This window comes from Streptomyces sp. FXJ1.172 (genome assembly GCF_001636945.3).
Classification (GTDB): Bacteria; Actinomycetota; Actinomycetes; order Streptomycetales; family Streptomycetaceae; genus Streptomyces.
On record NZ_CP119134.1, the window covers coordinates 13312 to 39188 of the forward strand.

General features: G+C 70.3%; 23 protein-coding genes. 20 read left to right on the forward strand and 3 right to left on the reverse strand.

Annotated elements, in window-relative coordinates:
* Positions 1-352 precede the first annotated feature (352 nt).
* The gene (locus tag A6P39_RS41990; RefSeq protein ID WP_275884202.1) at positions 353-553 is read left to right on the forward strand and encodes a hypothetical protein; all 201 of its coding nucleotides are present in this window, start codon (positions 353-355) and stop codon (positions 551-553) included.
* 324 nt (positions 554-877) lie between these two features.
* Here A6P39_RS41990 and A6P39_RS41995 read toward each other — a convergent pair whose 3' ends face one another.
* Positions 878-2167 carry a hypothetical protein gene (locus A6P39_RS41995; protein WP_275884203.1) on the reverse strand — a complete coding sequence of 430 codons (1290 nt, stop codon included), beginning with the start codon at positions 2165-2167 and terminating at the stop codon, positions 878-880.
* A gap of 158 nt (positions 2168-2325) precedes the next feature.
* Complete coding sequence (locus A6P39_RS42000) at positions 2326-3762, reverse strand: hypothetical protein (protein ID WP_275884204.1); 1437 nt, start codon at positions 3760-3762, stop codon at positions 2326-2328.
* A 680-nt stretch (positions 3763-4442) separates the two neighbouring features.
* Here A6P39_RS42000 and A6P39_RS42005 point away from each other — a divergent pair.
* The 10 genes from A6P39_RS42005 to A6P39_RS42050 all read left to right on the forward strand — a co-directional run bounded on the left by A6P39_RS42005 (position 4443) and on the right by A6P39_RS42050 (position 17405).
* Positions 4443-5375: a conjugal transfer protein gene (locus A6P39_RS42005; RefSeq protein WP_275884205.1), complete on the forward strand. Its 933-nt coding sequence runs from the start codon at positions 4443-4445 to the stop codon at positions 5373-5375.
* On the forward strand, positions 5372-5713 hold the full coding sequence (locus A6P39_RS42010; RefSeq protein ID WP_275884206.1) for a hypothetical protein: 342 nt from the start codon (positions 5372-5374) through the stop codon (positions 5711-5713). Before A6P39_RS42005 ends, A6P39_RS42010 begins: the two co-directional genes overlap by 4 nt.
* Positions 5710-6291, forward strand: coding sequence for a hypothetical protein (locus tag A6P39_RS42015; RefSeq protein WP_275884207.1), 582 nt, complete (start codon positions 5710-5712; stop codon positions 6289-6291). Before A6P39_RS42010 ends, A6P39_RS42015 begins: the two co-directional genes overlap by 4 nt.
* Complete coding sequence (locus tag A6P39_RS42020) at positions 6288-8981, forward strand: ATP-binding protein (RefSeq protein ID WP_275884208.1); 2694 nt, start codon at positions 6288-6290, stop codon at positions 8979-8981. Before A6P39_RS42015 ends, A6P39_RS42020 begins: the two co-directional genes overlap by 4 nt.
* The gene (locus A6P39_RS42025) at positions 8978-9331 is read left to right on the forward strand and encodes a hypothetical protein (RefSeq protein WP_275884209.1); all 354 of its coding nucleotides are present in this window, start codon (positions 8978-8980) and stop codon (positions 9329-9331) included. The genes A6P39_RS42020 and A6P39_RS42025 overlap by 4 nt, the downstream gene beginning before the upstream one ends.
* A 2-nt stretch (positions 9332-9333) precedes the next feature.
* Positions 9334-12111 (forward strand): hypothetical protein, encoded by a 2778-nt coding sequence (locus tag A6P39_RS42030; protein ID WP_275884210.1) that lies wholly within the window; start codon positions 9334-9336, stop codon positions 12109-12111.
* A 35-nt stretch (positions 12112-12146) separates the two neighbouring features.
* Entirely contained in the window at positions 12147-13259 is a 1113-nt protein-coding gene (locus A6P39_RS42035) for a C40 family peptidase (protein ID WP_275884211.1), read from the forward strand.
* Between the two features lie 260 nt (positions 13260-13519).
* Entirely contained in the window at positions 13520-13897 is a 378-nt protein-coding gene (locus A6P39_RS42040) for a hypothetical protein (protein WP_275884212.1), read from the forward strand.
* Positions 13873-16500: an ATP/GTP-binding protein gene (locus A6P39_RS42045; RefSeq protein ID WP_275884213.1), complete on the forward strand. Its 2628-nt coding sequence runs from the start codon at positions 13873-13875 to the stop codon at positions 16498-16500. The genes A6P39_RS42040 and A6P39_RS42045 overlap by 25 nt, the downstream gene beginning before the upstream one ends.
* Positions 16491-17405 (forward strand): replication-relaxation family protein, encoded by a 915-nt coding sequence (locus tag A6P39_RS42050; RefSeq protein WP_275884214.1) that lies wholly within the window; start codon positions 16491-16493, stop codon positions 17403-17405. Before A6P39_RS42045 ends, A6P39_RS42050 begins: the two co-directional genes overlap by 10 nt.
* A gap of 89 nt (positions 17406-17494) precedes the next feature.
* Here the strand turns inward: A6P39_RS42050 and A6P39_RS42055 are convergent, their stop codons facing one another.
* Positions 17495-18406 (reverse strand): serine/threonine-protein kinase, encoded by a 912-nt coding sequence (locus tag A6P39_RS42055; protein WP_331454224.1) that lies wholly within the window; start codon positions 18404-18406, stop codon positions 17495-17497.
* 453 nt (positions 18407-18859) lie between these two features.
* On the opposite strand from A6P39_RS42055, the gene A6P39_RS42060 reads away from it, so the two are divergent.
* The 9 genes from A6P39_RS42060 (at position 18860) to A6P39_RS42100 (ending at position 25870) form a co-directional block, all read left to right on the forward strand.
* Entirely contained in the window at positions 18860-19387 is a 528-nt protein-coding gene (locus tag A6P39_RS42060; protein ID WP_275884215.1) for a hypothetical protein, read from the forward strand.
* A gap of 281 nt (positions 19388-19668) precedes the next feature.
* Positions 19669-20229 (forward strand): ATP/GTP-binding protein, encoded by a 561-nt coding sequence (locus A6P39_RS42065; RefSeq protein WP_275884216.1) that lies wholly within the window; start codon positions 19669-19671, stop codon positions 20227-20229.
* Between the two features lie 87 nt (positions 20230-20316).
* A complete protein-coding gene (locus tag A6P39_RS42070; protein ID WP_275884217.1) occupies positions 20317-20949 on the forward strand; it encodes an SAF domain-containing protein in 633 nt (210 codons plus the stop codon).
* On the forward strand, positions 20949-21776 hold the full coding sequence (locus tag A6P39_RS42075; RefSeq protein ID WP_275884218.1) for a hypothetical protein: 828 nt from the start codon (positions 20949-20951) through the stop codon (positions 21774-21776). Before A6P39_RS42070 ends, A6P39_RS42075 begins: the two co-directional genes overlap by 1 nt.
* Positions 21766-23250 carry a CpaF family protein gene (locus A6P39_RS42080; protein ID WP_275884219.1) on the forward strand — a complete coding sequence of 495 codons (1485 nt, stop codon included), beginning with the start codon at positions 21766-21768 and terminating at the stop codon, positions 23248-23250. The genes A6P39_RS42075 and A6P39_RS42080 overlap by 11 nt, the downstream gene beginning before the upstream one ends.
* On the forward strand, positions 23247-24200 hold the full coding sequence (locus A6P39_RS42085; RefSeq protein WP_275884220.1) for a type II secretion system F family protein: 954 nt from the start codon (positions 23247-23249) through the stop codon (positions 24198-24200). Before A6P39_RS42080 ends, A6P39_RS42085 begins: the two co-directional genes overlap by 4 nt.
* Complete coding sequence (locus A6P39_RS42090) at positions 24197-25081, forward strand: type II secretion system F family protein (protein WP_275884221.1); 885 nt, start codon at positions 24197-24199, stop codon at positions 25079-25081. The genes A6P39_RS42085 and A6P39_RS42090 overlap by 4 nt, the downstream gene beginning before the upstream one ends.
* A 43-nt stretch (positions 25082-25124) precedes the next feature.
* Positions 25125-25445 carry a hypothetical protein gene (locus tag A6P39_RS42095; protein WP_275884420.1) on the forward strand — a complete coding sequence of 107 codons (321 nt, stop codon included), beginning with the start codon at positions 25125-25127 and terminating at the stop codon, positions 25443-25445.
* Positions 25445-25870 carry a TadE/TadG family type IV pilus assembly protein gene (locus A6P39_RS42100; RefSeq protein WP_275884222.1) on the forward strand — a complete coding sequence of 142 codons (426 nt, stop codon included), beginning with the start codon at positions 25445-25447 and terminating at the stop codon, positions 25868-25870. Before A6P39_RS42095 ends, A6P39_RS42100 begins: the two co-directional genes overlap by 1 nt.
* Positions 25871-25877: the final 7 nt, after the last annotated feature.

A 25877-nucleotide genomic window follows, 5' to 3' on the forward strand; every position in this document is an offset into this window, starting at 1 on the left:
CCTCGCCCCACTCGACCGGGCGAGGCTTCAGCATGCCCTGTTCGATTTGCGACGCGATGAGCTACCGTCGTATACGAGGGGCCTGGTAGGTATGACGACAAAGGCTTGACCCAGGCCTACTCATGACCGGCTGGCTGGCCACGGTGCGATTACATTGCCGTGCGCCCTGACGTGGACCAGCTGCAAACGTGAGTCTGTGATCCTCCTAGATCAAATACTGACCGGGGTCGGCTGACCCCAACCCGAGAACATTTGCGCACACGTCAGCGCGGGTGTCTCGGTCCGAACCCAAGGTTCGGACCGAGGCTGCCTGCGCACCCGATCCGGCCCATGACAGGGAAGGTGAGGATCGGTGGACGGTGTAGCCATTCTCATCATTCTCGCCATCGCTGGCGTGGCTTCGATCTTCCTCTTCGCTCTGAAGGGGCTGCTCGACCAGGTTCCGGACGTGATCAAGTCCGCCGGAAAGGCCCGCGACGAGTGGCGACGTTTTAAGAAGTCTGAGCTGCCGCCCCCGGCGGATGACGACGAGGAGCCGCCCGCCACCATATGAGCCCGTCGTGGGGTGGGCATCCCCGGGCATGAGAGCGCCCCGCCGGTACTCGTTCCGACACTGTTGGTAAGTTCCGGGGCTCGCGTGACGTCGGCCTTCAGGACCCGGTTGTGGTCCTGAAGGCCGACGTTGTCGTATGGGGGGTGCCGGTGTCGTTGCAGCCGATGGGATCGGGGGAGATTCCGGCGGAGACGGTGCGGGCGTCGGTGGAGCAGGCGCCGGAGGTCCGCCCACACCGCCCGTCCTTCGAATCCGATCAGCATCCGCGCTCCCCTTGGCTGAGCTGCTGGTGTCGTCGCCGCACCGCCTTGGTCCCTGGCCCCCTCATACTCGTCGGGCGAGCGGGGCGAGCAGTCCGTCGCCGGGCCAAAGGTCTTGTTCGGCCACGAGGCCGGCGAGGAACACATCGACCTCGGCCAGCACGGCGGCCCGCTCGGCGGCCCCGTAGACGATGAACTCGTCGGCTGCGGCGTCGAAGGCGCGCACCTGGCTGTCCGGACCGATGCAGACGAGGGCGCGCGCGATCTCGGGCAGGCCGAGGCTGAGGGCATCGCAGTCCCCGGAGCGGACGAGGTGCAACAGGCCGGCGGTGACGCGCTCCCAGTCGCTGACCTTCGGCCAGTTGGCGCCTCCGCCCAGTTCTTGGGTGAGGGTGGCCAGCGGGATGATCTCGCCCGGTCGACGCCCGCGGGTGAGGAGGTCGTGGATGCGGACGCCGTCGGGCTGGCACACCTGCGGGTGGAGGAGAGAGCCAGCGGCCACCACGGTGGTGTTGATCTCCTGGGCGTCGGGGCCCGGGTAGTACGGCTCGTGCGCGAAGAGGAGGTAGACGTCCGGGGTGCGGGCGGCCGGGCTGGACTCGGGCTGGGGCATGAACACGGTTCCCTTCAGTAGTGAGGCGCCGGGCGTAGGGCGAGGCGTGGTCGGCTGGCTGCCCGGCGGGTACGGGCCCGACGGCCCCTCGCGCCGGCCGGGCTGGTTCGTCTCGCCGGAGCGGTCCTTGGTGCGGATGTGCTCAAGGGTCTGGGTGACTTGGTCGACGAGCTGGACCATCAGCCGTTCCCGGTCGATGAGTTGGGCCGAGGCTGCGCGGGTGTCCTGGTCCTGGAGCAGGTCGGCGGCGCCCCACAGCATGTTGTGGCCGATCTCGGCCGAGCGGCGCAGCTCGTAGCGGTTACTGCCGGCTGCGGCCTGGGCGAGCGAGGTCAGCATGGCTGCCAGGCGCTGCAGGTACTGGCAGGCAGCGGCGTCTTTGACCATGCGGACGTGTTCGCCGGCTCGTTCGTCGATCCGGTCGGGCAGGTGCTCGGTGAGCAGCGGTGCGAGCAGCATCGCCGGTAGCACGGTGTCGGCGGGGACGCCGCGGTGCAGGGCGAACAGGGCTGTGCAGAGGCTGATGACCCCCACGGCGGCGGTGGAGAGCCGCAGGGACACGGGGCTCGTACGGTTCAGGGCGATGCGGGTGGCGGGGCGCCTGGTCAGCCAGTGCACGGCCAGCCGCTGTCTCCTGGTCGCGCCCGGGGTGAGCACCCCGATCTGCTTTGGTCGTTCGGGCAGAGTGCCGTCACTGGGCACGGTCCAGGCCAGCCACCCCCATCCGGCGCGTTCGTACACGAGTGCGGGCTCGCATGTGCCGGTGCATGCGGTGTCGCGGCAGACGTGGCCAGTCCGCAGCGCGCGCTCCTGTTCCGCCTCCCACCGTCGGGGATCGCGGGCGAAGGGACGCAGAGGCGGCTGGGGTGTCGTCCGAGGTGGTGTGTGGGTCGTGTCCGTCATTCGGTGCTCTCTTCCAGAGAGCCGGTCAGGGCGGAGGTGCAGGTGGTGCAGCTGCCGTCGCCTTCGGGGTGAGCGCGCCGGGGTGTGGGGCCGGGGCACGTGCGGCAGAGCGGCCAGCCGAGGCAGGCCGGGCAGAGGTCCTCGCCGGGGGCAGTTCCGGGAACGCCGCAGCCGGCGCATTCGGTAAGGGCTCGGTAGGTCAGGGCCTCGCTCACCGTGCGCGTGGCAGCGGAGCCGCTCATCTGCTGCGGCCGCGGGTCGTCCCACACGGGTGCGTCGTGGTCGGCCGCGAGGGTGGGCGGCGGGTAGGCCTGGGCGGCGCGCAGGCGGGCCGCGATGATCGCGCCGACCGTGGTCCGCACCGGATGCGGCAGGGGCCGTGCAGCGATGACGTGCCGCAGCTGCTCGCGGCTCCAGCCGGATTCCAGCATCACGGTTACGACGCGACCTTGGTCGGTCAGCGCCTGCCCGGTCAGCAGCAGCTCGGGGCGAGCCGCCCCGAGTTCGAGCAGCAGCAGGATCCCCGGGTGCATCTCATCCGCCGCGGGCGCCGCTGGCGGGGACGTCGGCGTGTCCGGCCGGTCCGTCCGTCCAGGCGCGCGCAACGCGTCGCCGCGGCACGGACGGAGGGGTCTGGTGTTCTGCTGAGTGGTCTTCTTTCTGTTGGTGTTCTTAGTGGACCGATCAGCCAACGTAGGGTCATCCACCGGTGGAAAACCCGACTCTGGTTGTGACCTGCTGCTTTGCAGAGCGGGCAGGTCGGTGATGAAATACGCCGCCGCGCCGAGGGTGCCGTCTGGGCCGCGCTCGCGTTCCCGGACCAGGAAGCCGTGCTTCTCCAGTTCCTTCAGGCCGCTCTTGACGGCTGAGTCACCGTCGCGGCCACGGCGGGCGATGTCGGTGACGGTCATCCGCCAGCCGTCCCGGTGCGTGGAGAGCAGTCCGAACAGGCCCTTGGCCTTGAAGGACAACTGGGTGTCGCGAAAGAGCCCGTTGGCAATCTGGGTGAACTGATCGGCCGCCATCACGCCTCGGCGGATCCCCGCCGGGAGACCGTCGACGTACTCGGTCTCGAGGGCCGTGACCACCAAGCCGGCTTCGATCAGCGCGATGTCCAAGGTGGCCGGGCGGTCCGTGATGCAGTAGACGATCTCCCCGAGGGTGCCGTCCGGGCGGCGCAGGCGTTCACGGATCAGGTAGCCGTGCGCCTCGAGCTCCTGCAGGCCGGTGCGTACCGCTTCCCGTCCATCCGGGCCCAGCCGAACGAGGTCGGTGACCGTCACCTGCCAGCCGTTCCTGTGCGTACTGACGTACCCGAAGATGCCCTTCGCTTTGAACGACAGCCCAGAGTCACGGAACAGCGCGTTGGCGATCTGGGTGAACTCATCGGCCGCCATGACACCCCGGCGGATCCCCGTCCCGAAGCGACTCACCGCCCTGCCCCCGACGCCTGCCGCGCGCTGTGGCCACGGCGGCACACCGGGCCCGCCGAGGTGGGGCGGTCGGTAGTCCTGAGCGTGGAGGCGTGCGTGTGTTCCATGGCGTCAGCTCACCCGCCGACCCCGACCAAGCTGACGGCCACGAGCCCCGACCATCGGTCACGATCCGGCAACGGAGCCGTCTAGCTGCCGTGGTCGGGCTCATGGTCGGGCCGACCACGGCACCTTCAGCCGGGGCGCCCAGTGATTGCGCAGCCGACTGCGCAGCCCCGGACGGGCGTTGCGCGATTGGGCTGCGCAACCGGTCGAGGGTCCTGCGCAGTCGAGTTGTGCCGGGTCGGCTGCGCAGTCGCCCCGAGTTTCCTGGTCTTCTCTTGCGCAGGTCCGTCTCGCGCACTGCGCAGGCGTCTGACGCGGCCCAGCCGGCTTCCGTCTGCGCATCGGTCTCGGGGCTCTGTGGCCCGGCGGCACGTGATCGCACTGCGGTCGCCGGTCTGGGGAACGCGCCGGACGCGATGGCCTGTCGTCAGCTCCCGGCTAACCCATGGTCGGGCCGACCATGGACTTCGTGTCCCCATCGTGACCATGGTCGGGGGTTCGTGGTCGGTGGTCGGGTCGGGGTCGACGGGTTTTCTCGAGGTCAGCAACATCCGCTCTGACCTGGGAGTTTGACCATGTCCCCTGGCAAGCAGGCCTCACAGACCGAGGCCGCTGCTCCGATGGCGGCCGGCGCCCGACTGGAGGCGATGCGCCGCCGCGTACGCCTCTCACGCGTGGCGGTCTGGACCGTCATCGCGGCAGGCCCTATCGCCCTGTGCGTCGCCGTCGCCTCCACCCCGACCACGGTCGCGGCGGCCCCCGCGACCAAGCCCACCGCCGTGCGTACCGCGACGGCCGCCACGGACCCGGGCGGCTATGCGCAGGTGTTCGTCGGCGCGTGGCTGCGCAGCGACGCGAACGACGAGACGAGTGCGCAGGCGCGGCTTGCGCAGTCGATGGCGCCGAACGTCGAGCTGCCCGCCCCGGCCGCCGATGCGCGATCGGCGCCTCAGTCCGTGACGGCGGTGCGCAGTGCGCAGCGCGCGGGCGGCGCATGGTCGGTGACGGTGGCTGCGCAGTACGCCAACGGATCGGTGCGGTACTACACGGTGCCGGTGGCCTGCGACAGCACGGGCTCCTCGTTCACGGTGACCGGTGCGCCCGGAGTGGTGGCCGGCCCGGCCCGGGCCGAGGTGGCGAAGTCGTCGTATGCCGTGACCGTTCCGGAGGGTGATCTGTCGTCCGCGGTCGGAGAGTTCCTCACCGCCTATCTGACCGGTGCCGGCGAGGTCGACCGCTACCTCGCGCCCGGTGTGAACCTCACCGCCGTCTCCCCCGCCCCCTACACGGCGGTCGCCGTCCAGCAGGTGTCGTCCATCGAGGAGGCCGCGGCCGCCGAGCAGGTGCCGGCGGACGGCACGAAGGTGCGGGTCCGCGCCTCGGTGGAAGCCCGGGACGCCACCGGTCGGTGGCCGCTGGCGTACGAGCTCACGCTCAAGGCCCGCTCGGGCCGGTGGGAAGTCGCCGCGCTTGAGTCCGGGACTGCCCAGGACGGGGGTGCCCGATGAACACCGTGCACAGCGTGATGCTCGCCGGGCAGCTGGACGACCTCGGCAACAACTGGATCAACATGTTCAAGGAATGGGCGACCAAGGGCCTGCAGGCCGGTCTGATCTGCCTCGTCGTCGTCATCATGATCCAGAAGTTCAGCCTCAAAGCGGGGATCGGTGCCCTGCTGCTGATGGTGATCGCGCTCGGTCTGTACAACTCGCGCAACGAGCTGGCGAACATGTTCACCGACGAGGTGAAGAACCCGTCGAAGGGCGCGCCCGCTGTTCCTGGGATCGTCCAGTCCGAGCTCCCGACCTCTCGTGACCACTCGCCGGGCGCCGGGGGCTGGCTGTGACCGCGGCAGCGGCACGGGTGGGCCGCTTCTACACCGCTGCCCGCCGCCATCCCTGGGTGCTGGGCAAGGTCGCCGACTGGAAGATCCCGCTCGGCCCCTACACGCCCGCCCAGATCGCGGTCGCTGTCGGCGGCGGCTTCCTCCTGATCAAGACCATCGGCTGGTGGTCGTGGATGGGGCCGATCCCCATCGTCGCGTGGCTCTTGGTCATCTGGATGGTGCGCCGGCCGAAGATCCGAGGCCGTGCCCCGATGCAGGCCGCGCTCGGCTGGGTGCTGCTTCTTTGGCAGCCCCGCGGAGGGCGGATCGGCGGGCGGGCGGCCCGCGACCGCGTACGCCACCCGCTGCTCGGCGGCTTCACCGTCGAGGACGCGCCCGCGCCCGGCCCCGCTGCGCAGCCCGCGCCATCCCCTGCAGTTGCGCGGCGTCGAGCCCGGGCTCCGCGCCCGGGCCCGGGCGCAGAGCGCTCGTCCGCATCCCGCCCAACACAGACGGCTGCTCCCACGGTGCCGGCGGGGCCGGTGTCGGGTGTGCAGCAGTTGCTCGCGCTCGCCCAGCAGCGCGGGGGTGTGCGGTGAGGGTTCCGATCCGTCACATCGCCGGGCACTTGGTGTGGTCGACGCAGGGCAGCGTGTGGGCCGTCTACCGCCTTCACCCGGGTCCGGACGCGCAGGGACGTCGCGAGGAGACCGTCCAGGGCACCTACGTGCCCGCCGCCGTCCGCGACGAACAGCTCGCCAGGATCACGCATTTGGTGCGCTCGCTGTCCGGGGCCCCGCGCCTGTACGGCATGTGCGCCCAGGTCGACCCGGGCGAGGTGACCCTGCGGATGATCGAGGGCATCGAGCCGGCCGAGCAGGCACCCGGTGCGGGCCGGCACCCGTGGGTGGAGAACGTCGAGGCCACCCTCGATCTCCTTGACGACCAGGAGATGCACCGGCGCACCCTGTGGCTGGCCGTGCCCCTGCAGACCGAGACCGGGGGCCTTCAGGTGTCGGCGTCGCTCGGCGCGGCGTGGGCCGAGGTCGCGCCGATGCTGGGCATGCGGCCAGCGCCGGTGGCCCGGCGCGAGGTGAGCGCCTACCGCGAGCAGGCCTCGCGAGTGGAGGCCGCGCTCGCCGGTGGCATCGCTTTCCGCCCGGCCCGTCCGGCGGAGATCGTGTGGATGATCCAGCACGCCCTGCACCGCGGCCTCGCGGAGCCGCTGCTGGCCCAGGCCGAGACCAGCGAGATGTACGGCGGGCAGCTCCGTGACAGTGTGCTGCGCTCCCCCAGTTATGCCGACCTCGGCCAGGTGCGCCTGCAGGAAGGTGGCATCGACCCCGAACTCGACGACGTCAACGAGCTCAAGAGCGCGGGCCGGATCACGCGGTCGGGTCGCAAGGCCTGGTGGCGAGTGAACACCGGCTCGCCGCTGGGGCGGCGCTGGCTGCAGGTGGAGTCCGACACCGGGGTGGGCTACCAGGCGCAGTTGGCGCTGGCCGAGTGCCCGCCTGCGGTCAGCCAGGACGCCGCCGATCTGTTTGCCCAGCTGGAAACCCTGGACTTTCCTGTCGACTACACCGTCGACCTCACCCTCGTGCCCGCGGAGAAGGCCCGCGACCAGGTGCGGCGCAAGAAGAACGAACTCATCGACCAGGCCGACCAGTACGATGCCCGCCCGACCGGCATGCCCGCCTCGCTCACCGAGGCCGCCCGCGACCTGGGCGAGCTCGACGCCCGGCTGTCCCGCACCAGCGTGGAGGTCGAGGTGCAGTCGGTGACCGTGCTGACGGTGTGGGGGCCGACGGCGGCCGTCTGCGACGCCAGGGCCCGCGCCCTGGCCGCGCTGCTCGCAGGTGCCGACTACCGCGCGGTGCGCCCTGCCGGCCTGCAGGAGGCTTTGTTCACCCTGGGGCTGCCCGGCACCGTACGGCCAGGTGTCGTGCGGGAGTTCACTCAGCACCAGGTCTCCGAAGACTGGGCGCTGGGTGGGGCTTTCACCGCTGCGGAGGTCGGCGACCCCAATGGGATGTTTCTCGGGATCGACCTGGACTGCGGCACCACCCGCCCCGTCATGATCAACGTGGCGGATGCGCCCAAGGTCGACGCGTCCGCCTCCATGGGGATCGTCGGGGACCTCGGCGCGGGCAAGAGCGTGCTGCAGAAGCTGATCGCGGAGGCGGTGTGGGCGCGCGGCGGCTGCGCGATCTGCATCGACCGCACCCCCGTACGCGAGTGGGCCACCTTCGCCCGCACCGCGGCCAAGGGCCGCGTCCAGATCATCGACGCCGCGCAGGCCGAGGTGTCCATCGACCCGCTGCGCATGTTCGACGGCCCGGAGGGACGGCACTACGCCCTGTCCTACCTCACCCTGCAGCTCGGCATCGGCCCCATGAGCACCAACGGCGAGGTCCTCCACCACGCCGTCGAGCAAGCCGCCCTCAGCGACGCCCCCTCCATGCACCGCGTCCTTGAGGTCCTCGAGGAGATGGCCACGCGTGAGGCGGGCAAACGGCAGGACGCAGCCGCCACCCTCGCCGGCCTCATCCGCGTCGTCGCCACCAACTCCCTGGCGGCGATGGTCTTCGACCCGACGCTGCCGCCGGTACGGCTGGACGCCTCCAGCACCTCCGACATGATCGTGATCACCACGACCGGTCTGAAGCTGCCACCGAAGGCCGCGTTCGACAAGCCCGAGGTCCTGCACCAGCAGCCCCTAGAGGCGCTGATCGGCCGCGCGGTGCTCTACCTGATCGCCGCGATCGCCCGGCAGACCGCGTTCGAGGACCCCGAGCGGTTCACCGCCGTCGTCCTGGACGAGCTGTACTGGCTCACCTCGTCCGCCGAAGGCACCGCCCTGGTCCACGAAATCCTCCACGACGGCCGCAAGCACGGCGCCGGCTTGCTGGGCGCGTCCCATGACGCCCTCGAACTCGGCCCGGACCGCGGGCTGATGGCCTACCGCGCACTCGCCCGCACCGCTGATCGTGAGCGCGCCCGCCGTGGTCTGGAGTTCGTCGGACTCGACCCAGGCGACGGCGAGCTGCTGCGACTGGTAACCACCGGCCTGTCCCCAGTCGGTCAGAAGGGCCGGGAGGGCGAGTTCCTGCTGACCTGCCCACGGCAGAACACCGGCCGCGTCAAGGCCGTCATCCCGCGCATCCCGCGCATCGCCTCATCCATCACCACCACACCGGGAGGACGCACGAGCGCCGGCTCGCAGACCACATCTGCGCCCATCGCCGGTGAGGCCGTTGATGCCCGTCCGAAGGAATACAGCCGATGACTTCCTCCTCCTGGGACCGCTCCAGGCGCATCGCCGCAGCTTCAAGCGTCCTGGCCGTGATCACCGTGGCCGCCGGCGTCCTGGTGCTGGCCCTGTCGGTCGGCGTGCCCGAAGCATGGTGGCCGCACACCGGGCAGGCCTTCGCCGCCGACTCCCATGCCGGTCACCGCGACCCATGCGCGCCCATCGTGGGCCGGGCCAAGGCGTACTGCGAGCGCTGCGCTGCCGCCTCCGCCTCATCCGGACACCACCATGCGGGGGCTGCCTGGCGGCTGGTGCCGGCCGGAGCTGGCGTGGCCGCGCTCGTGGTGTGGCGCCGCCGGCGTGCGGCCGGGCGGAGGCGGGGCTGACGATGTTTCGTCCAGACCGCGGCACCCTGCGCTCGGCCGGATTCGTGGTGCTGCTCACCGGGGTGTTCCTGGTGGTCAACACCCAGGTGGTGTACGCGGCCAGCAGCAGCAGCGAGACGGGGGACCTGCTCGCTCCGCTGAACATCACCTCCTCCGAGGGGGTGCCGATCAACTCCTACGAGCTGGACGCTTCAGGTGGCTCCATCGTCGCCTTCAAGTCCCAGGCTCTGGCGTTCGCGCTGTCAGGGCTGTTCACGCTGATCCGGCTGCTGGTCGGGCTGGCCGGGTGGGCCATCGAGATGGCCTTGCGGTTCCCGCTGCTGAAGATCCTGACCCGTCCGGCCCAGCAGGTCGCCGACACCTACAACCACATCGTCGTCGACACTCTGGGGTTGAAAGGCCTGCTGCTGGCCTGGGCGTTCGTCTTCGCCGGTTTCATGATCGTGCGGGGTCGTGTCGGCCGTGGTCTGGGCGAGATCTTCCTGACGCTGCTCATCGCGGCGTTCGCGGCGTCCGCGTTCGTCCGTCCCGACTACCTGCTCGCCAAGGACGGCCCGCTGGGCCAGACCCAGCAGGTGGCCGCCGATGTCGCCCAGCAGTCCGTCAACTCCTACAACTGGGGCGGGAAGATCGGCAGCAAGAGCCCCTGTGACGGCATGGCCGGCAACGCCGAGATCAAGTGCGAACAGCGAGAGAGCGAAAAGCCGGTCACCGCCGAGGACGTAGCCCGCCCCCTGCAGGACTCGATCACCAACGCGCTGATCGTCAAGCCGTACATGCTGCTGGAATACGGGCGCATCCTCGACCCGTCCAAGCCGTCCGATGCCAAGGCCTACGCCGTCCACCTGAAATGGATCACCGGCTGGTACAGCCCCGACCGGGACATTGCGAACGGCAACTGCGACTCGCTCGCGCCGCCTATGCAGTCCACCTGCGAGCAGAGGAAGAAGGCCAAAGACGCCTGCAGCCTGATCCACGGTGATGCCAAGAAGTACTGCGAAAAGGACCAAGGTCTGCCCGTCAGGGACACCCTGCCATCCCTGACATCGGGCGACGACCTGCTGAACGCCCCGAACGCGGTCGTCACCGACGAGGACCAGGCCTTCGCCGCCTTTCTCTCCGATATGAAGAGAGCCGGCCCGGTCGGAAAGTCCTGTGCCGCGTACGCGGAGAAGCCGACCTGGTGGCGGGTCGGCGGCGCCGCCTTGCTGCTCATCGCGGCACTGTTCATCTGCGGCATGCTGCTCTCCAGCGCGATCGTGCTGCTGGGCACTCAGGGTGTCTGCGTGGCGGCCGCGGCCGCGGGCGGTGTCACCTTCGTCGCCGGGATGCTGCCCGGTCCCGCACGCCAGAGCGTGTGGAAGTGGCTGTCCCTGTGGGGCATCGCGGTTCTGGCCGTGGTCGCAATCTGCGCGTTTATCCCGTTCTTCGGGATCGCCGTCGACGCCACCATCACCAACGGGCCCGACCTGATGGTGGAGCGGATCTTGCTCATCGATGTCCTCGCCATCGCCGGCGCCGCCGGGCACCGCAGACTCCTTGCATCCATCACCTCCTTCGGCCGGCGGATGGCCATGCGCATGCGCTACGCCAAGGTCGGCGGCACCCACATGCCCGGCGACACCTCCGAGCTCGGCGCCGCGCTCGCCATGAACTCCCCCGCTGCCATGGGCGGATACGGCGCAGGGCTGCGCGCCTTCACCGGCGGGGGCGAAGGCAGGTTCGGGATGCTCGGCACCCGGCAGCGGCTGATGGGCGCGCTCACCTCACTCTTCGACGGCGCGGGCATGCCGGTGGACACCGGCGGCATCCTTGCTGATGCCACCGCCGAAGCCGGGCGTGGCCTGGCCCCGCTGACCGCGGCCGCGGCCGTGGGTGGCCTGGGAGTGCGGCTGGGCGGGAAGGGCGCGCACTGGCTGCTGATCGGCAAGCGCCCGGACAGGGAGCAGTTGGCCAAGTGGCGCAAGCCCACGGCCGGCGGGGACCCGAACCCGGGCGGCCCGTCGGGCGGAGGGAGCGGTGGTGGTTCAGGCGGCTCCGGTCCGCGGCGGCCCGGAGGTCCGTCTGACCGGTACCGCAACGACGAGGGTCAGGTCGTCGACCGCAACACCGGCCAGGTCCTGCACGACCAGAACAGCGACCGCACACTGTTGTCCACCCGGGCCCATAACCGGCTGGTCCGCTTCCGCGGCTACCGCATCCTGCACAGGGGCGGCCGGGTTGCGTACGGGGCGACCGCAGGTCTGCCGGCAGGCGCCCGCCGCGCGCGGGCGGGTGGCTCGCGCTACTCCCAGGACGCTCGCCAGCAGGTGCGGGTATGGGGCAACACCGTCCGCGAGGACGGCCGGGCCTGGCAGGACACAGGGCGCCACGTGGCCCGGGTCCTGCGGGAAAACGACGACAGGGGCGGCCCCGGTCCGTTCGTCAGCCGCCGCCTGCCGACCACAGCCACTGCGGCCCCTGCCCCCCGCCCGGCCGCTCCGCCGAGGCCCGCGCCCACCGGCCGTCCGGCCCCCGCCCCCGCACGGCCCACTCGGCCGGCGGGCGATCCTGCGGCAACTTCGCCCCCGGCACAGCACCCGCGCCGGGATGGCCCTGTGCCGCTGCCTCGGCCGGATCTCGGCGGGCCCGTGCTTCCCGGTGGTGGGGGCGCGCGGAACCGGGCGCACGAGGAGGCGCGGGCCCGGATGCAGGAGCTGATGCGGCGGACCGCGCCGGACGCAGAACGCCGGCGCCAGCAGCGGGCCCGCCGGTGGGATGAGGACGGTGAGGACGAGTGACGCCGCCTGGACGCCGCTTCAGGCGGTGGGGATGCATGGTGGCACTGCTGATGTTCGCAGCTGTGTGCTGTGCCGCCCCGGTGGGGAACGCGATCAGCGCATACGTCGCCCTGAAGACGGGTGCGCAGGACGACGGGGGCATCGCCGAGGGCGGCAGCGCCTCTGACATCCCTCCCCGGATGCTGACCGCCTACAAGAAGGCCGTCCAGCAGGTCGGGAAATACGTGCCGAAGTGCCAGGGCATGCGCTGGCCCATTCTCGCCGGGATCGCGAAGGTCGAGTCCAACCACGCCATCGGCCACAACATCGCCGCGGGCGGTGACATCCGCCCAAAGATCTACGGAGTGCTCCTCAATGGCTCCGGCCAGGGCGGCAACACCACCGTCGTCCCAAACAGCGACGGCGGCAAATGGGACGGCACCGCGACCGGTGAGCGGGCCGTAGGCCCTTTCCAGTTCCTGCCCTCAACCTGGGAGAGCGTCGGCAAGGACGGCAACGGCGATCATGTCGCCGACCCGCACAACGCCGACGACGCCGCCCTGGGAGCGGCCGTCTACCTGTGCGGAGGCGGCCGTGACCTGACCGAGAGTTCCCAGCTGCGGGCCGCCATTCTGCAGTACAACCACTCCAGCGAGTACGTCGCCGAAGTGACCGGCTGGATCGACCAGTACACGGCGGCCGCCAAAGACCCTGGCTTGAAGAACCTCTCCGGCAAGGCTCGCACGGTGCTCGACGCGGCCCTGTCCCAGCGGGGGGTGCCCTACTCGTGGGGCGGCGGCAACGCGAGCGGACCGTCGTACGGATCGTGCTGCACACGCAGCGGGAAGAGCGGCGCCAGCATCAGGGGCTTCGACTGCTCGGGCCTGACGAGCTACGTGTACGCCAAGGTCGGCATGCAGTTGCCGCGGACCGCAGCCGAGCAAGCCGGCGTCGGCCAGCGTCTGCCGGCCAGCCTCGGCGCCGGTGCCCTGAAGCCGGGTGACCTCGTCTTTTTCGCCTACGCCCCCGGACATGATTCCACGATCTACCACGTCGGGATCTACGTCGGCAGCGGTCAAATGATCAACGCGGCCCGCCCGGGCACCGTCGTCCGGCTGGACTCGGTAGGCGCCATGTCGGGCTTTGCGGGGGGAGCACGGCTGTTGTGACCACCACTCCACGCTCACCGCGTCTGCTGTTGCTGAGCACCGTCATGTTCGCCGTCGCCGGTATCGCCCTGCTGGGCGTGCCGCATGGTCAGGAGCCACCGGCCCGGGCGACGTCTCCGGCCTCGCACGGGACAACAGGTTGGTCATCGTCGCCCGCTGCGGCCGCTGTGTCTGCCCACCCGACCGCCCACACGAGTCCCTCCTCGACGCCTGCTCCGCCGTCGGCCCTTGAGTCCGCTCTTCCGCCGCATGGCGAGGGCGTGGCCGGCGACCAGGTGATCCAGCGGTCGCTTCAGGCGGCCTGGCCCGCCGACCTTTCCGCCACCGATGAAAGGGAGTTGCTCGCTGACGGCCGTGCGCTGCTGCGCGCGGACGCCACCGGAGTCGGCCGCGCGAAGTGGCCGGATGTCTTTCCCGACTCGGACCAGGTGGCCCCGGCGTTCGCCGCTTCTCGCTTTCGTATTCAGGCCGCGATCGCCCGCCGTGACGGCGGCCCGGACAAGGCGGTGGTCCATCTGGTGTGGGCCGGCGTGGACCGAGGCGGCACCTTCACGGATCTCCGCATCGCCGACTGGCATTTCACCCGAACAACTTCGAAGAAGGGAGCAGCGACGTGGACTCCGCAGCCCCGTACCTGAAGGACCAGGCCCCTGACACGGCTGGTGGTCAGGTACTCGGCCTGGTCACCAGCCTGGTCGACGCCGCCGACTGGCTCTACGGCCACTGGTACGTGCTCGCGGCTGCCGTTGCCGTGTGCTGGGGCGTGGGCGAGATGGTGGTACGCCGGCTCGCGGCCAGGGCTTCGGCCGAGCGGATGGCCTTGGAGCTCGTCTCCAACCGGCACTTCGACCCCAGCCTGGAGGAGATCTTCCGGCGTGGTGTCCAGCTCGCCCGCGCGTCCACAGCCATGCCCTGGTGGGCGCCCCGCCGGGCGAAGACTGTGCAGATCCGGCTGCGCGCGGACGGCAGTGCGCCGTTGCGCTACCGCATCGAGGGCCCGGCGGGTGGTGAACGGCTGCTGTCCATCACCCCGTTCGGGCCGGACATCACCGTCACCAGGGCCCGGCCGGTCATCGACGAGCCCCGGCCTCACACCGTGCGCGCCGAGTTCATCCTGCGCGGCAAACTCACTTCTCCGCTGCGCGTGGTGCCCCTCAGCCCCGACCCGCTCCAGCCGCTGGTCGACGCCGTGGCCGATCTGCGCGCCGAACTGGGCGACCTCGCCGAGGTCCGGCTCGACATCCAGCGCGCCCCGAAGTGGGCACTGCGTGCGCGTCGCCTGCAGCTGATGAGCGCCGCGCGCCGGTCTGAGCGCCGGGAGTCCCAGCGGGCCGCGCGCTGGCTGCGGCGGGACGCCAGCGGGATCGAGGACTCCCTGGGTTTTCAGTTGCAGCAGCTTCTCAGTGACCGTCCTGGCTCGGGCAACAGCCGGCGGCTGGTGATGCCGCCGGTCCCGCGCCGGGTGGAGCCGGCCGATGCGCTGGGCAAGCTCGCCGAGGACGACCACCTGGTCCGCGTGCAGCTGCTGGTGATGTGCGCCTCGAACACCGAGGGCCGTGCCCAGGCGAGGCTCGCCCAGCTCCAGGCTGCGTTCGACGTGTTCGGCGGCCGCTCCCGGTGGGCCATGCGCGGCTGGAGGCTGGGCCCTTGGCGGATCGGCGCCGATCACTGGCCCACACGGCGCGGCTTCGAGCGCCGCTGGAATCTGGGGCACTGCCAGCCGCCCCGCGCGAACTGGGTCCGGCTGGATGAGTTGACCGGGCTGCTCAAGCCCCCGACCGCGCATTGCCGCCTGCCGGTGCTCGCAGGAGACCTGCCGACCTTCGCCTTCGGCGAGCCCGGGTTGCTGCTGCAGGGCATCTACCGGGGCCCGGACGGCCGCGAGCGGCTGGTCGCCACCTACGCCGAGGAGACCCTGTTCGAGGTGGGGGTCGGCAAGGCCGGCGGCGGCAAGACCGAGCGGGCCCTGGCGCAGGCGATCGGCTGGGCGCACGCGGGCGGCGGGCTGATCTTCGTCGACCCGCACCGCGACTCCTGGCCGCGGGCCACCACGTTCCTGGCGCACGACACCCTGATGCCGCGGATCGCACTGATCGACCTGGGCGGTCTTGGTCCCAATCCGCGGGTCAGTTCGTGGAATCCGCTCGCCATGCACCAGGGCCAGACGGCGCACGAGGTCGTCGAGGCGATCGCCGACGCCTACGCCTCCGCATTGGCCTGGGACGACGCGACCGCGCCGCGCGCACTCACCATCCTCACCGCCGCGCTCGCCGTCCTGGTCGCGGTCAACGAGGCGGCCTGCCGGGTCGGCCGGCCCGAGGACCAGGCCACGATCTTCCACGTACGGGCCCTGCTCACCGACGCCGCCTTCCGCAAGGCAGCACTCACGACGGTGGCGGGCCACCTGGATGAGGAGACCCGCTCCTGGTGGCAGGCGGTCTTCCCGACCCTGCCGACCGACGCATTCGCCGTGGTCCTCAACCCGATCGCCCGCCTGGCCGCCAACCCGGTCACCCGCGCGTTCCTCGGCCAGCCGGTCGGGGTCTACAACATCCGCGCGGCCATGGACTCCAAGATGATCGTGTGGGTGTGCCCGGGCGGCAACGGGCCCACCGACCGCCTCCTGACCGCGCTGCTGGCCCGCGACCTGCTGCGGGCCGCCCGCTCCCGGCGGGACACACCCGAGGAGAAGCGGGTGCCGTTCCGCCCGTACTTCGACGAGCTGATCACGCTGACGGGCGCGGCCCCGGAGACCATCGCCGCGATGTTCGAGGATCTACGCAAGTACCGGTGCCACATCCACGGCATGACCCAGCTACTTGCCCGCCTGCCTGCCGCAGTGCGGCTGTCCCTGGTGCAGAACGCGTCCACCCTGGCCACCACCGCCGGCTCGAAGTCGGCGGTGGCACCGATCACCGCGGAGTGGGGCGACAGCCCCAGCCCCGACCGGGTCGCCACCATGGACCGGTTCGAGCACTACGTCTCCATGAACGTGCACGGCCGGCGCATCGGGCCCGTCCAGCTGCGCGGTCCGCATCTCGACGACGTCTTCGCCGCCCAGGCCCGCCCGCGGGAAGTCCCCATGCTGGAGCGAGCCGCGCAGGCGAACGCCGGAGCACTCCCGCTGGACCAGCTCACCGACCGCGCCGCAAAGCAGCTCGGCCGCGTCGCCGCCTTCCTCGCCGCGCACTCCCCTGCCGGCGCTGCTGTCCACCTCTCGAAGGAAAACGAATGGACCTGACCACTGCCCAGCCGACGGACCGCACCACGGCAGGCTTCACGCCCAGCCCCGTGGAACCGCTCGCGCATCAGCTCCTGGCCACGCTCGCCCAGCACCGCATGGCCTCCACCGGCCAGCTGCACGTCCTGCTGCGGCCCGACCGCTCCCGCCAGTCGGTCTCGGAGCGCCTGAACGACCTGCTCGACGAGCGCCTGGTCGACTTCGCCGTGCTTCCCCAGTCCCACCGCACCCGGGTCTGGTACCTCACGCCGAAGGGCGCCCGACTCACTCGGGACTGGCCCGCGCTGCGGGGCCGCCCGCCATATCCGATCACCACGGCGACGGCCGCCTCGCTGAAGACCCCACATACCCTGACCGTCCTGCGGACGCACCTGACGTTCGTCGCCGATGCCCGCCGCCGCGGCGACGAGCACGGACACCTGGACTGGACCCCGGAGGTGTTCCATGCGATCGGCGACGGAGAGAGGGTCGTGGCCGACGCGGTCATGCACTACACCCTCATCGACGGCCAGCAGCGGCGGAAACTGAGGGCGTTCGTCGAGGTCGACCGGGCCACGATGGGGGCCGAGCGGCTGGCCGCGAAACTGATCGAGTACGCCCGTCTGTGGTCGTACGAGCCGCAGCCCGTCGGGCGACGCCGACAGGCGGGCAGCCCCGGATGGCTGCGCTGGTACCCGGTATTCCCCCGGATCCTCTTCGTGCTGACCAGCGCCGGCAGGCAGGCGATGGACAACCGGATCAACGACCTCAAAGCCATGGTCGCTCACCACCCGCTCGTGGCTGAGCTGGCCCGCGAGGTGCCGCTGGGCGCGGCGGTCCTGGAGGACCTCGAACGTCAGGAGCCCACCGGCAACGTGTGGCTGCCTCTTACAAGTGGCGAGCCGCGCCCCTGGACCGAGTTGTGACGCGGCGCTGCGGTGCCCTGCGAGGCGACGACCGCCAGGACTCGTCCGCGGACCAGGCTGTGCGCCGCCCGCTGTCGCGGGACCCGCGGTCAGGCCTCGACCTTGCGCATGGGGGCCTGGCGTATCAGCAGACGCACGGTGTTCCTCCGTGCGCCGAAGGACACCACGGCGACCGCGGTGCGGCCGGTGCCCTGCACCTCCAGGACGGTGCCGATGCCGAACCGGGTGTGCTCGACGACATCACCGACCACCACGGCGTCGACACGGGGCCCGGGCGCAGGTCCTCGCTCGGCCTCACGCTGCTCGGCACGGCATTCCTCGACATCTTGCGCGCCCGTCGCGAAGGCGGGCGCCACCGGGTCGGACTCGGTGTCGCCCACCGACGACCAGGCGGGCTTCTCGCCAGGAGGCGCGATATGGACGGGCTGCGCCGGGGGCAGCGGTGCGGACCAGGGCTCGGTCACGGTGGGCTGCTGCCACCACATCAGGGCCTGGGCGCGTGGGGCGTCCCGCAGTGCCTGCGGGAGCTCCGCCTCGCTGGCTTCCAGATTCTCCAGCAAGGTCAGCAGATTTGCGGCATTCGGACGGCGCTCGGGCTCCTTGTGGAAGCAGGCCGTCAGGGCCGGCCGCAGAGCGTCCGGCACCGGGGTGAGATCGGGGTCATCGTGGACCACCTGGTACAGCAGCGCCGGGACGGTGCCCTGGCCGAACGGGCCGCGTCCCGTGGCGGCGTAGTACAGCACGGCGCCGAGGGAGAAGACGTCGCTGGCCGGGCCGATGACCTCGCCAGTGGCCTGTTCCGGCGACATGTAGCCGGGTGTGCCGAGGATGCCGCCGAGCGTGGTGAGGGTGATGTCGGTGGTGTCCGAGCGGGCGATCCCGAAGTCGATGATCCGGGGCCCGTCGTCGGTGATCAGGACGTTCGCCGGTTTGAGGTCGCGGTGGACGAGCCCGGCATCGTGGATCGCGGCCAGAGCCTCGGCCAGGCCAGCCGCGAGCATCCGCAGCGCGGAGGGTTCAGGGGGCCGTGCTGCTCGACGTGCTCCCCGGGGTGGCACTCAAGCAACCCTGCATCCCTCCGCGGTGGTGTGTCGTTGGCCAGGTTGCGGATGGTCTCAACTTACCGGCCAAGCAGGGAGTTAGCGCACGTGACGAGTGAAGAGACAGACCTACAAATCGACTTCCGGTTCCAAAAGTGACCGGGCACGTCCCGAGATATACGAGTGAACTCAACTATCGAGCTGGGAAGTTGACTGGCATATGCGTAACCTTGCGATCACGCAAACGCATTACCGCAGCTGGACCAGGCCGCGGTTCTGGGCCGCCTCATGTCGGAGGCCGAGGACAGCGGTCGACCGCACCGCGTCGTACGGGGAGACCACGTGACAGCTACACAACGACGCTCCACGGGGCACAGGAGCGCCACTGTTCGCACCCGGAAGCACGCAACTGCCTTGCTCCTCGCCGGCAGTCTCCTGACGCTGGCCGGGTGCAGCGACAGCGGCTCGAACACGTCGTCCAAGACCAGCCCTAGCCCGACGGCTGTCTCGCCGTCCCCCAGTTCCACTGTCGACGCCGAGGACGCCGCCGTCCTCGCGGCGTACCAGAGCTCGTGGGACGCGCAGACCCAGGCCTACGGCAAGGCCTCCTCGGCGGGCACTGACCTGAAGAAGAACACCACCTTGCGAGCCCTGTTCGACATCGAGCACGACCTCGAGGTCATGCGGAAGGCCGGACAGGTGACCACGGGCAAGCCAGTGATCAATCCAAAGGTCGTGAAGGTGACCGCCGCCAAGATCCCCACGGCCACCGTGACGGACTGCATCGACACGACGCACTGGATCCTGACTGACAAGGACTCGAAGAAGCCGGTCCCGTTGCCCACGACGCGGCTCATCAAATACGTCAGCACCGCAACGCTTGAAATGTGGGGGAAGACGTGGATGGTCACGAAGTTGACCGCTCAAGAGCAAGCCTGCTAGCCCGCCGCCTCGCTGCACTTACCGGCGCCCTCGTCCTGGCCTCGGCAGGCGTCGCACACGCTGGCGATGGTCCTGACGTCGGCGGCGGTAAGTGCCAAGTCATCAAGTTCTGCGTCGATGTCGGCGTCGGTGACAAAACCGGCGGGAGCGGCGGGCAGGAGGGCAGCTCACAAGGCAGCGGCAGCGGCGACAGCAAGCTGGAGTGCAAGTACCAGAAGGTCGATCCGAAGCCTCCGGCCGCATGGCCGGGGTGGAAGGGCGCCGACCCCAAGAAGAGCGACGTGTACTTCTACGGGTGCACGGACGGCGGCCAGAACAACCCGGACGGTTTTGTCGTCGTGCCGCTGGGGAAGCCTCCGGTGCCGCAGGTGGACCCCCGGGTGCTGGCTCAGCGTGCGGTGGACTCCATGACGTTGCTCGGCCCGGACATCGCCAGCCCGCGCGCGGCCGGGAAGTACACGGTGGGTGTCCCGATGTGGATGTGGGTCACCCAGAGTGCCACGACCTATGGACCGAACACCGCGTCGGCCACGGCAGGCGGAGTCACCGTCACCGCGACCGCGGAGGTGTCGAAAATCGTGTGGTCGATGGGCGACGGTGTCTCCATGACCTGCACCGGCCCCGGTACCCCCTACACGTCGTCCGAGGGCATGGCTCAGTCCCCGACCTGCGGACACGTGTACTCCAAGACATCGGCGGCTGCCCAGAACGGCAAGTTCCCGGTGACCGCGACCTCGACGTGGACGATCAACTGGCGGGGCGGCGGACAGGCCGGCCAGCTCACCGAGGTCCGGCAGACCAACGTGCAGGTGGCGGTCGGCGAAGTACAGGTCGTCAGGTAACGCCGCCGGAAGGACAGAACGGTGAGCAAGACCCAAGTAGACACAGCTCCGAACGGAGTCCCCCCGCAGGGACGCGTGGCCGGGCCCGTGGCCCCGCCCCGAGTCTCGGCTCGCAGACGACGACCGGGGGTCATCGCCCTGTCGCTGGCGCTGATCGCCGCCGGAGGCGCCGGTGTTGCCGTCCTGCTGCTCCAGGTCGGCAACCGCACCGACGTGGTGACGGTGGTCCGCGACGTCCAGGTCGGCCAGGTCCTCACCCAGGACGACCTGGGCAAGGCATCTGTCGCCCTGGACCCGGCGGTCAAGGCGGTGCGCGCCGACAACCTGAAATCGGTGGTGGGCAAGCGGGCCGCCGTGGAACTCAAGCCCGGCTCCCTGCTGGCCCCCTCGCAGGTGACGAAGGACTCGCTGGTGAAGGCCGGCGAGCAACTAGTGCCGATCGGCCTGGAGCCCAAGCAGATCCCGGCCACCGCTCTGGTGCCGGGCCAGAAGGTGAAGCTGGTGCACGTGCCGGTTCAGGGAACGACGGATACCGGCAAGACGTCCGACGCCACGCCGCAGACCATCGACGGCCGGGTCGTGAAGGCGTCCGGCGCCGCCCCGGGTACGGGAATCGTGGTCGTCGACGTTGCCACCACCGCCTCCGACGGTCCCACGGCCGCCGCGTGGGAGGCCGCGGGCACCCTGCGCCTGGTCCTCGCTGCTCCGGACGGCAGCTGATGGCTGTCATCGCGCTCGCGGGCTGCAGCGGCGCACCCGGCGTGACCACGAGCGCTCTTGCCCTGCTGCTGTCGTGGCCGCTGGAGGCGGGCCGGCGGATGATCCTGGCCGAGTGCGACCCGGACGGCGGAGCCGTGCTGCACGGTCTTCTGCAGGGCACACTCGGAGACCGGTACGGACTGCGCAACCTCTCGGTCGCCGCTCGAAAAGGGGAGTTCAGCGAAGCCTTCTGGCGGCAGCTGATCGACCTGAGCAACGAGGACGGCAAGCAGGACTCCCCGCGCGACCGGCTGCTGCTGCCCGGTATCACCGATCCCTCGCAGTCGGCGAGCCTCGGCCAGGTTTGGAAGATCCTCGCGCAGATGTTCCGCGGTATCGAGGCCGAGAGCGGCCACGACGTGCTGATCGACCTCGGGCGCCGCGGGGCGTACGGGCCCTCCGGGGTTCTGGCCGAGCAGGCCGACGCCGCTTTTGTAGTGGTCCGCAACACCCTGCGCTGCCTGCAAGCAGCTGAGGGCCGGGTGCGCGCCCTGGAAGAGCGCGTGGGTGACGTCAGCGTGCTGATGGTCAACGAGGGCCCTTATCCCGCAGGCGAGGTGCAGCGCGTTCTGCAGGTACCGGTGATCGCCACCCTGCCGTACGCGCCGAAAGACGCCCGCGTGCTGTCCGACGGCGCCGAACAGCCACGCCACTTCACCAAGTCGCCTCTGATGAAGGCCGCCCGCACGTCAAGCACTCTGCTTCTCCAACGGGCCGCCATGCGCCGGGCCCGCCTCGATCCACGCGGCCTGCGCGCAGCAGGCGGGGAGGTGACCCATGCAGGCTAGGCCGCTGCACCCCGACCCCACGGTGGCCCCGCTGCCCCGGGAGTGGCAACAGGCCAACGGCGTACCAGCATCTGCCGGTGCGGCCTCGAGTACGCAGGTGCTCGGCACGGCGGTTCCTCAGATCACCGTCGACTACCGGGTGGCCCGCGAGATTGCTTCCCAGGTCGCCAAGCAACGTGAGGAACTGCTCAAGACCAAGCCCGATATGGACCGGGCCAGCGAAGAGCAGCGGTGCCTGAACTGGATCGCCGAGGCGGTCGCGCTGTGGTCGGACGCGCAGGCGATGACGCCGCAGGAAGACGAGGCGCTGCGGCGCGCGGTGTACGACCTGCTCTTTCGGGCCGGCCGACTCCAGCCGTACCTGGACGATGACAGGGTTGAAGACATCATCATCCAGGGCCCGCACGAGGTGTGGCTCGACTACGGCGACGGCGAACGCCGCCGGGTCGGCCCGATCGCTGACTCCGAAGAGGAACTGCTCGAGCTGCTGAGGGAGTTGGCCCGGGGCTCCGGGCACAGCGAGCGCACCATCTCCACCGCGAACCCAACCCTCGCCCTGTCCCTGCAGGACGGCTCCCGCCTCCAGGCCATCACCGGGCTCGGGCCGATGACGTATGCAGTTATTCGTCGCCACCGCGTCTCCCACGCGAATCTCGACGACCTCGTCCGGCTGGGCACCATCGACCCGATCCTGCGCGAGTTCCTCGGCGCCGCCGTACGCGCCGAGAAGAACATCATGATCGCGGGGAAGCAGAAGGCCGGGAAGACCACGCTGATGCGAGCGATGCTCAAGGAGTTCGACCCGGAGTGCCGGTTCGCGACCATCCAGACCGAGGACGAGCTGTTCGCCCACGCCAACGGTTACCACAAGCAGGTCGTGTCTCTCGTGGGTCGTGAGTCCAACGGAGAGAAGGACGTCACCGGGCGCGGCGCGGGTGAGGTCACGCTGCTGGACCTGATGCATCCCGCTTTGCGGATGTCGCTTGAGCGGATCGTGGTCGGCGAGGTCCGCGGCCCTGAAGTCGTCGCCATGATGCAGGCGTTGACGAACGGGTCGGGCGGCAACCTGTGCACCATCCACGCGCGTCGCCCGGACATCATCTTCGACCGGATCGCCGAACTGTACGCGCTCGCCCAGGAGAACCTGTCCGAGCAACTCGCCTACCGGCAGACCGCCAACGGCCTGGACTTCATCGTGTACGTCGACATGACGGACGAGACGCAGATCGGCGGCCGCCGGCACCGCTACGTCTCCCACGTGCTGGAACTGACCGGGATCGGCGAGAACGGCCGGCCAGCCACCAATGAGGTCTTCTCCCCCGGCCGGGAGTGGGGGGAGCTGCGGGCGGTGCCGAGGATGGACCCGGGCTGCATCGATGACCTGCGCCGCGTCGGCTTCGACTCGGCTCTGCTGCAGGAGTCGTACGGCGCCTGGGCGGCACCGCTGCCGCTGAAGGTGCGGGTGAGCCGGTGATCCTGCTGTTCGCCCTGCTCAGCGGCATGGCCGTGGTCGGCGGGCTGATCGGTGTCGTGGCGGGTGTCATGGGCACCAGTGCGCCGCGCAGGGCTTCGCTGCTCAAGCGCTGGCAGACGGCCCTGCGTGGTGGGAAAAATCGAAGCGAGGACGCTCGGCTGCGGCGGCGGACCCTCATGGTCGCGTCCGTCGTGGTCTTCGCGGCCGTGTGGCTGATCAGTGGGAACTTCGTCGGCGGTGCGCTGCTCGGCGCGGCCGTCATCGGCGTGCCCTGGCTGATCACTCCAGCGCAGATGGCGCAGGAGCGCATCGGTCAGCTGGAGGCGCTCAGCGAGTGGACGCAGCGGCTGGCCGGTCTACTGAGGCTGGGCATGGGCCTGGAACAGGCGCTGATCACCAGCCGTCAGGGAGCACCGGAGGAACTCGCCCCCCAGATCATCAACCTGTCCGACCGGCTCCGCCTGGGGTGGCGGCCCGACGGAGCGCTTCGCGCCTTCGCCGAGGAACTAGACGACGTCACCGCGGACAAGGTGGTCGCCGCGCTCATCCTGTCGGTCAACGACCGCGGCCCAGGCCTGGCTCAGGCACTCGAGGACCTTTCGGGCACCGTCCGCGAGGAGGTCGCCAAGAAGCGCGCCATCGAGGCGGACCGGGCCAAGCCCCGCACCACGGTGCGGTGGATGACCATCATCACCGTGGGCGTCGTGGTAGCCGGATTCTTCGTTCCGTCCTACACGAAGCCGTACTCCACCCTCCTCGGACAGCTCGTGCTCGCTTTCCTGACCGCCGGGTTCATCGGCGTGCTGGCCTTGATGCGGCAGCTGGGCAATTTCCGTCGTATCCCGCGCTTCCTGATCACTGACCCGACCAGCACCGTGCGACTGCCCGCGCCTGCCCCGGAGCCGGACGTGCCGATCGCTGCCCGGGAACCGGACGGAGCCGCATCGTGAACCTGTTCCCCGTTGTTGTGACCGGCGGCACGGTCGGCGCAGGAGTCGCGTTGTTGATCCGGGAACTCCTGCAGCCTCAGCCGGCATTGGGGCCGGCTCTCCAGCGCAGTGCTCCGGCAGCGTTGACGATGCCCGAGCCGGAGCTGGACCGCGAGGAGGTGTGGGGCCGGTGGCTGCTGGCCCGTCTCGAGCGGCTCCCGGGTGTGAAGGTCCCCACCACGAACCTGGCCCTGCTCGGGCAGGGTCCGGGCCAGTTCATGCTCAAGAAGACCGCGTTCGCCGCGCTGGGTCTGCTCTGTCCAATGATCGCCACCATTCCGTGGATCATCGCGGGCGTGGGGCTGCCGTTTTACGTGCCCGCCGGCGTCGGACTCATCGTCGCAGGACTGCTGTTCATCACGCCCGATCTCGCCGTGCGGGACCAGGCCAAGCGGGCGCGGGAGGAGTTCGCTCACGCCCTGTCCGCCTACCTGGACCTGGTCGCGCTCAAGCGGGCCGCCGACGCCGGCCCCGCCGAGGCGTTGGAGAAGGCTGCCGAGGTCGGCGAGGGCTGGCCCTTCCTGTACTTGCAGGGCGCGCTGCGCAGGGCCCGGTTGGAGAAGATCCCGCCGTATCAAGCGCTCACGGAGCTCGCCCACGAGTACGACCTGCCCATCCTGGACGACGTCGCTGACATCATGCGCGGCTCAGCTACCGACGGTGCCGCCGTCTACAAGGCGCTGCGGGCCCGCACCGCGGCGCTCAACGCCGAACTGCTGGCCGATCAGGCCGCGGAGGCGAACGCAGCCAGCGAGAAGATGACCGCGCCGGGAGCCCTGCTGGCCGTCCTGGTGATGCTGCTGATGGCGTTCCCCGCAGTGATCCGCATGCTGACCGTCTAAAGACCACTTCGACTCGTTCAACGCTCCAGAGAGGCAAAGGAACATGAAGCACACCGCAGCCCGCACCCGCCGTGCTGTGCTCCGGGCGACCACGCAACCGCACACCGGCCCGCTCACCGCATCGAGCGGACCTGGGCGTGGCCGCCGGGGGGCGCGTGCCTGGGCGCGCGCCAACGGTGCGGTCCTTCGGCTGAGCACGCGCGTGCAGGAGGGCCTTCAGGAGGCCGCCCGTCGCCCGGACCGCGGCGACATCAGCACCACGACGGTCATCATCTGGGTGGCCGCCGTCACCGGTGCCGTTCTGATCGCCGGGACCATCGCCGTCGTGATCGCCAAGTACAACGGCAAGCTCAGCGGGCTGTGATGAAGCCTCCCGCGCGGCTGGCCAACTGGTGGCAGGGGCGAAGATGGCGCGACGACCGCGGTGACACATCCATCCAGATGGCGATCGTTTTCCCGTTCGTGCTGCTCGCCACGGTCGCCGTCATACAGGCCTCCATGTGGTACTACGCCCGGCAGATCGCTCTGACCGCTGCCCGTGAGGGCGTCAGCGCCGCCCGGGCCTACCAGTCGAGCCCGGCCGACGGTGCGGCCCAGGCACGCAACGTCCTGGGCCGCACCGCGGGTGACAGCCTGAGCGGCTACAGCGTCTCCGCGAGCAGCGACGGGCAGCGTGCGCGGGTCCAGGTGTCCGGCACGGCCCTGTCGATGATCCCGGGTGTGCCGGGCCTGCAGGTCACGCAGTCGGCGTCCGGCCCCGTGGAGCGCTGGACCGTCCCGGGGGAGTGAATCACGT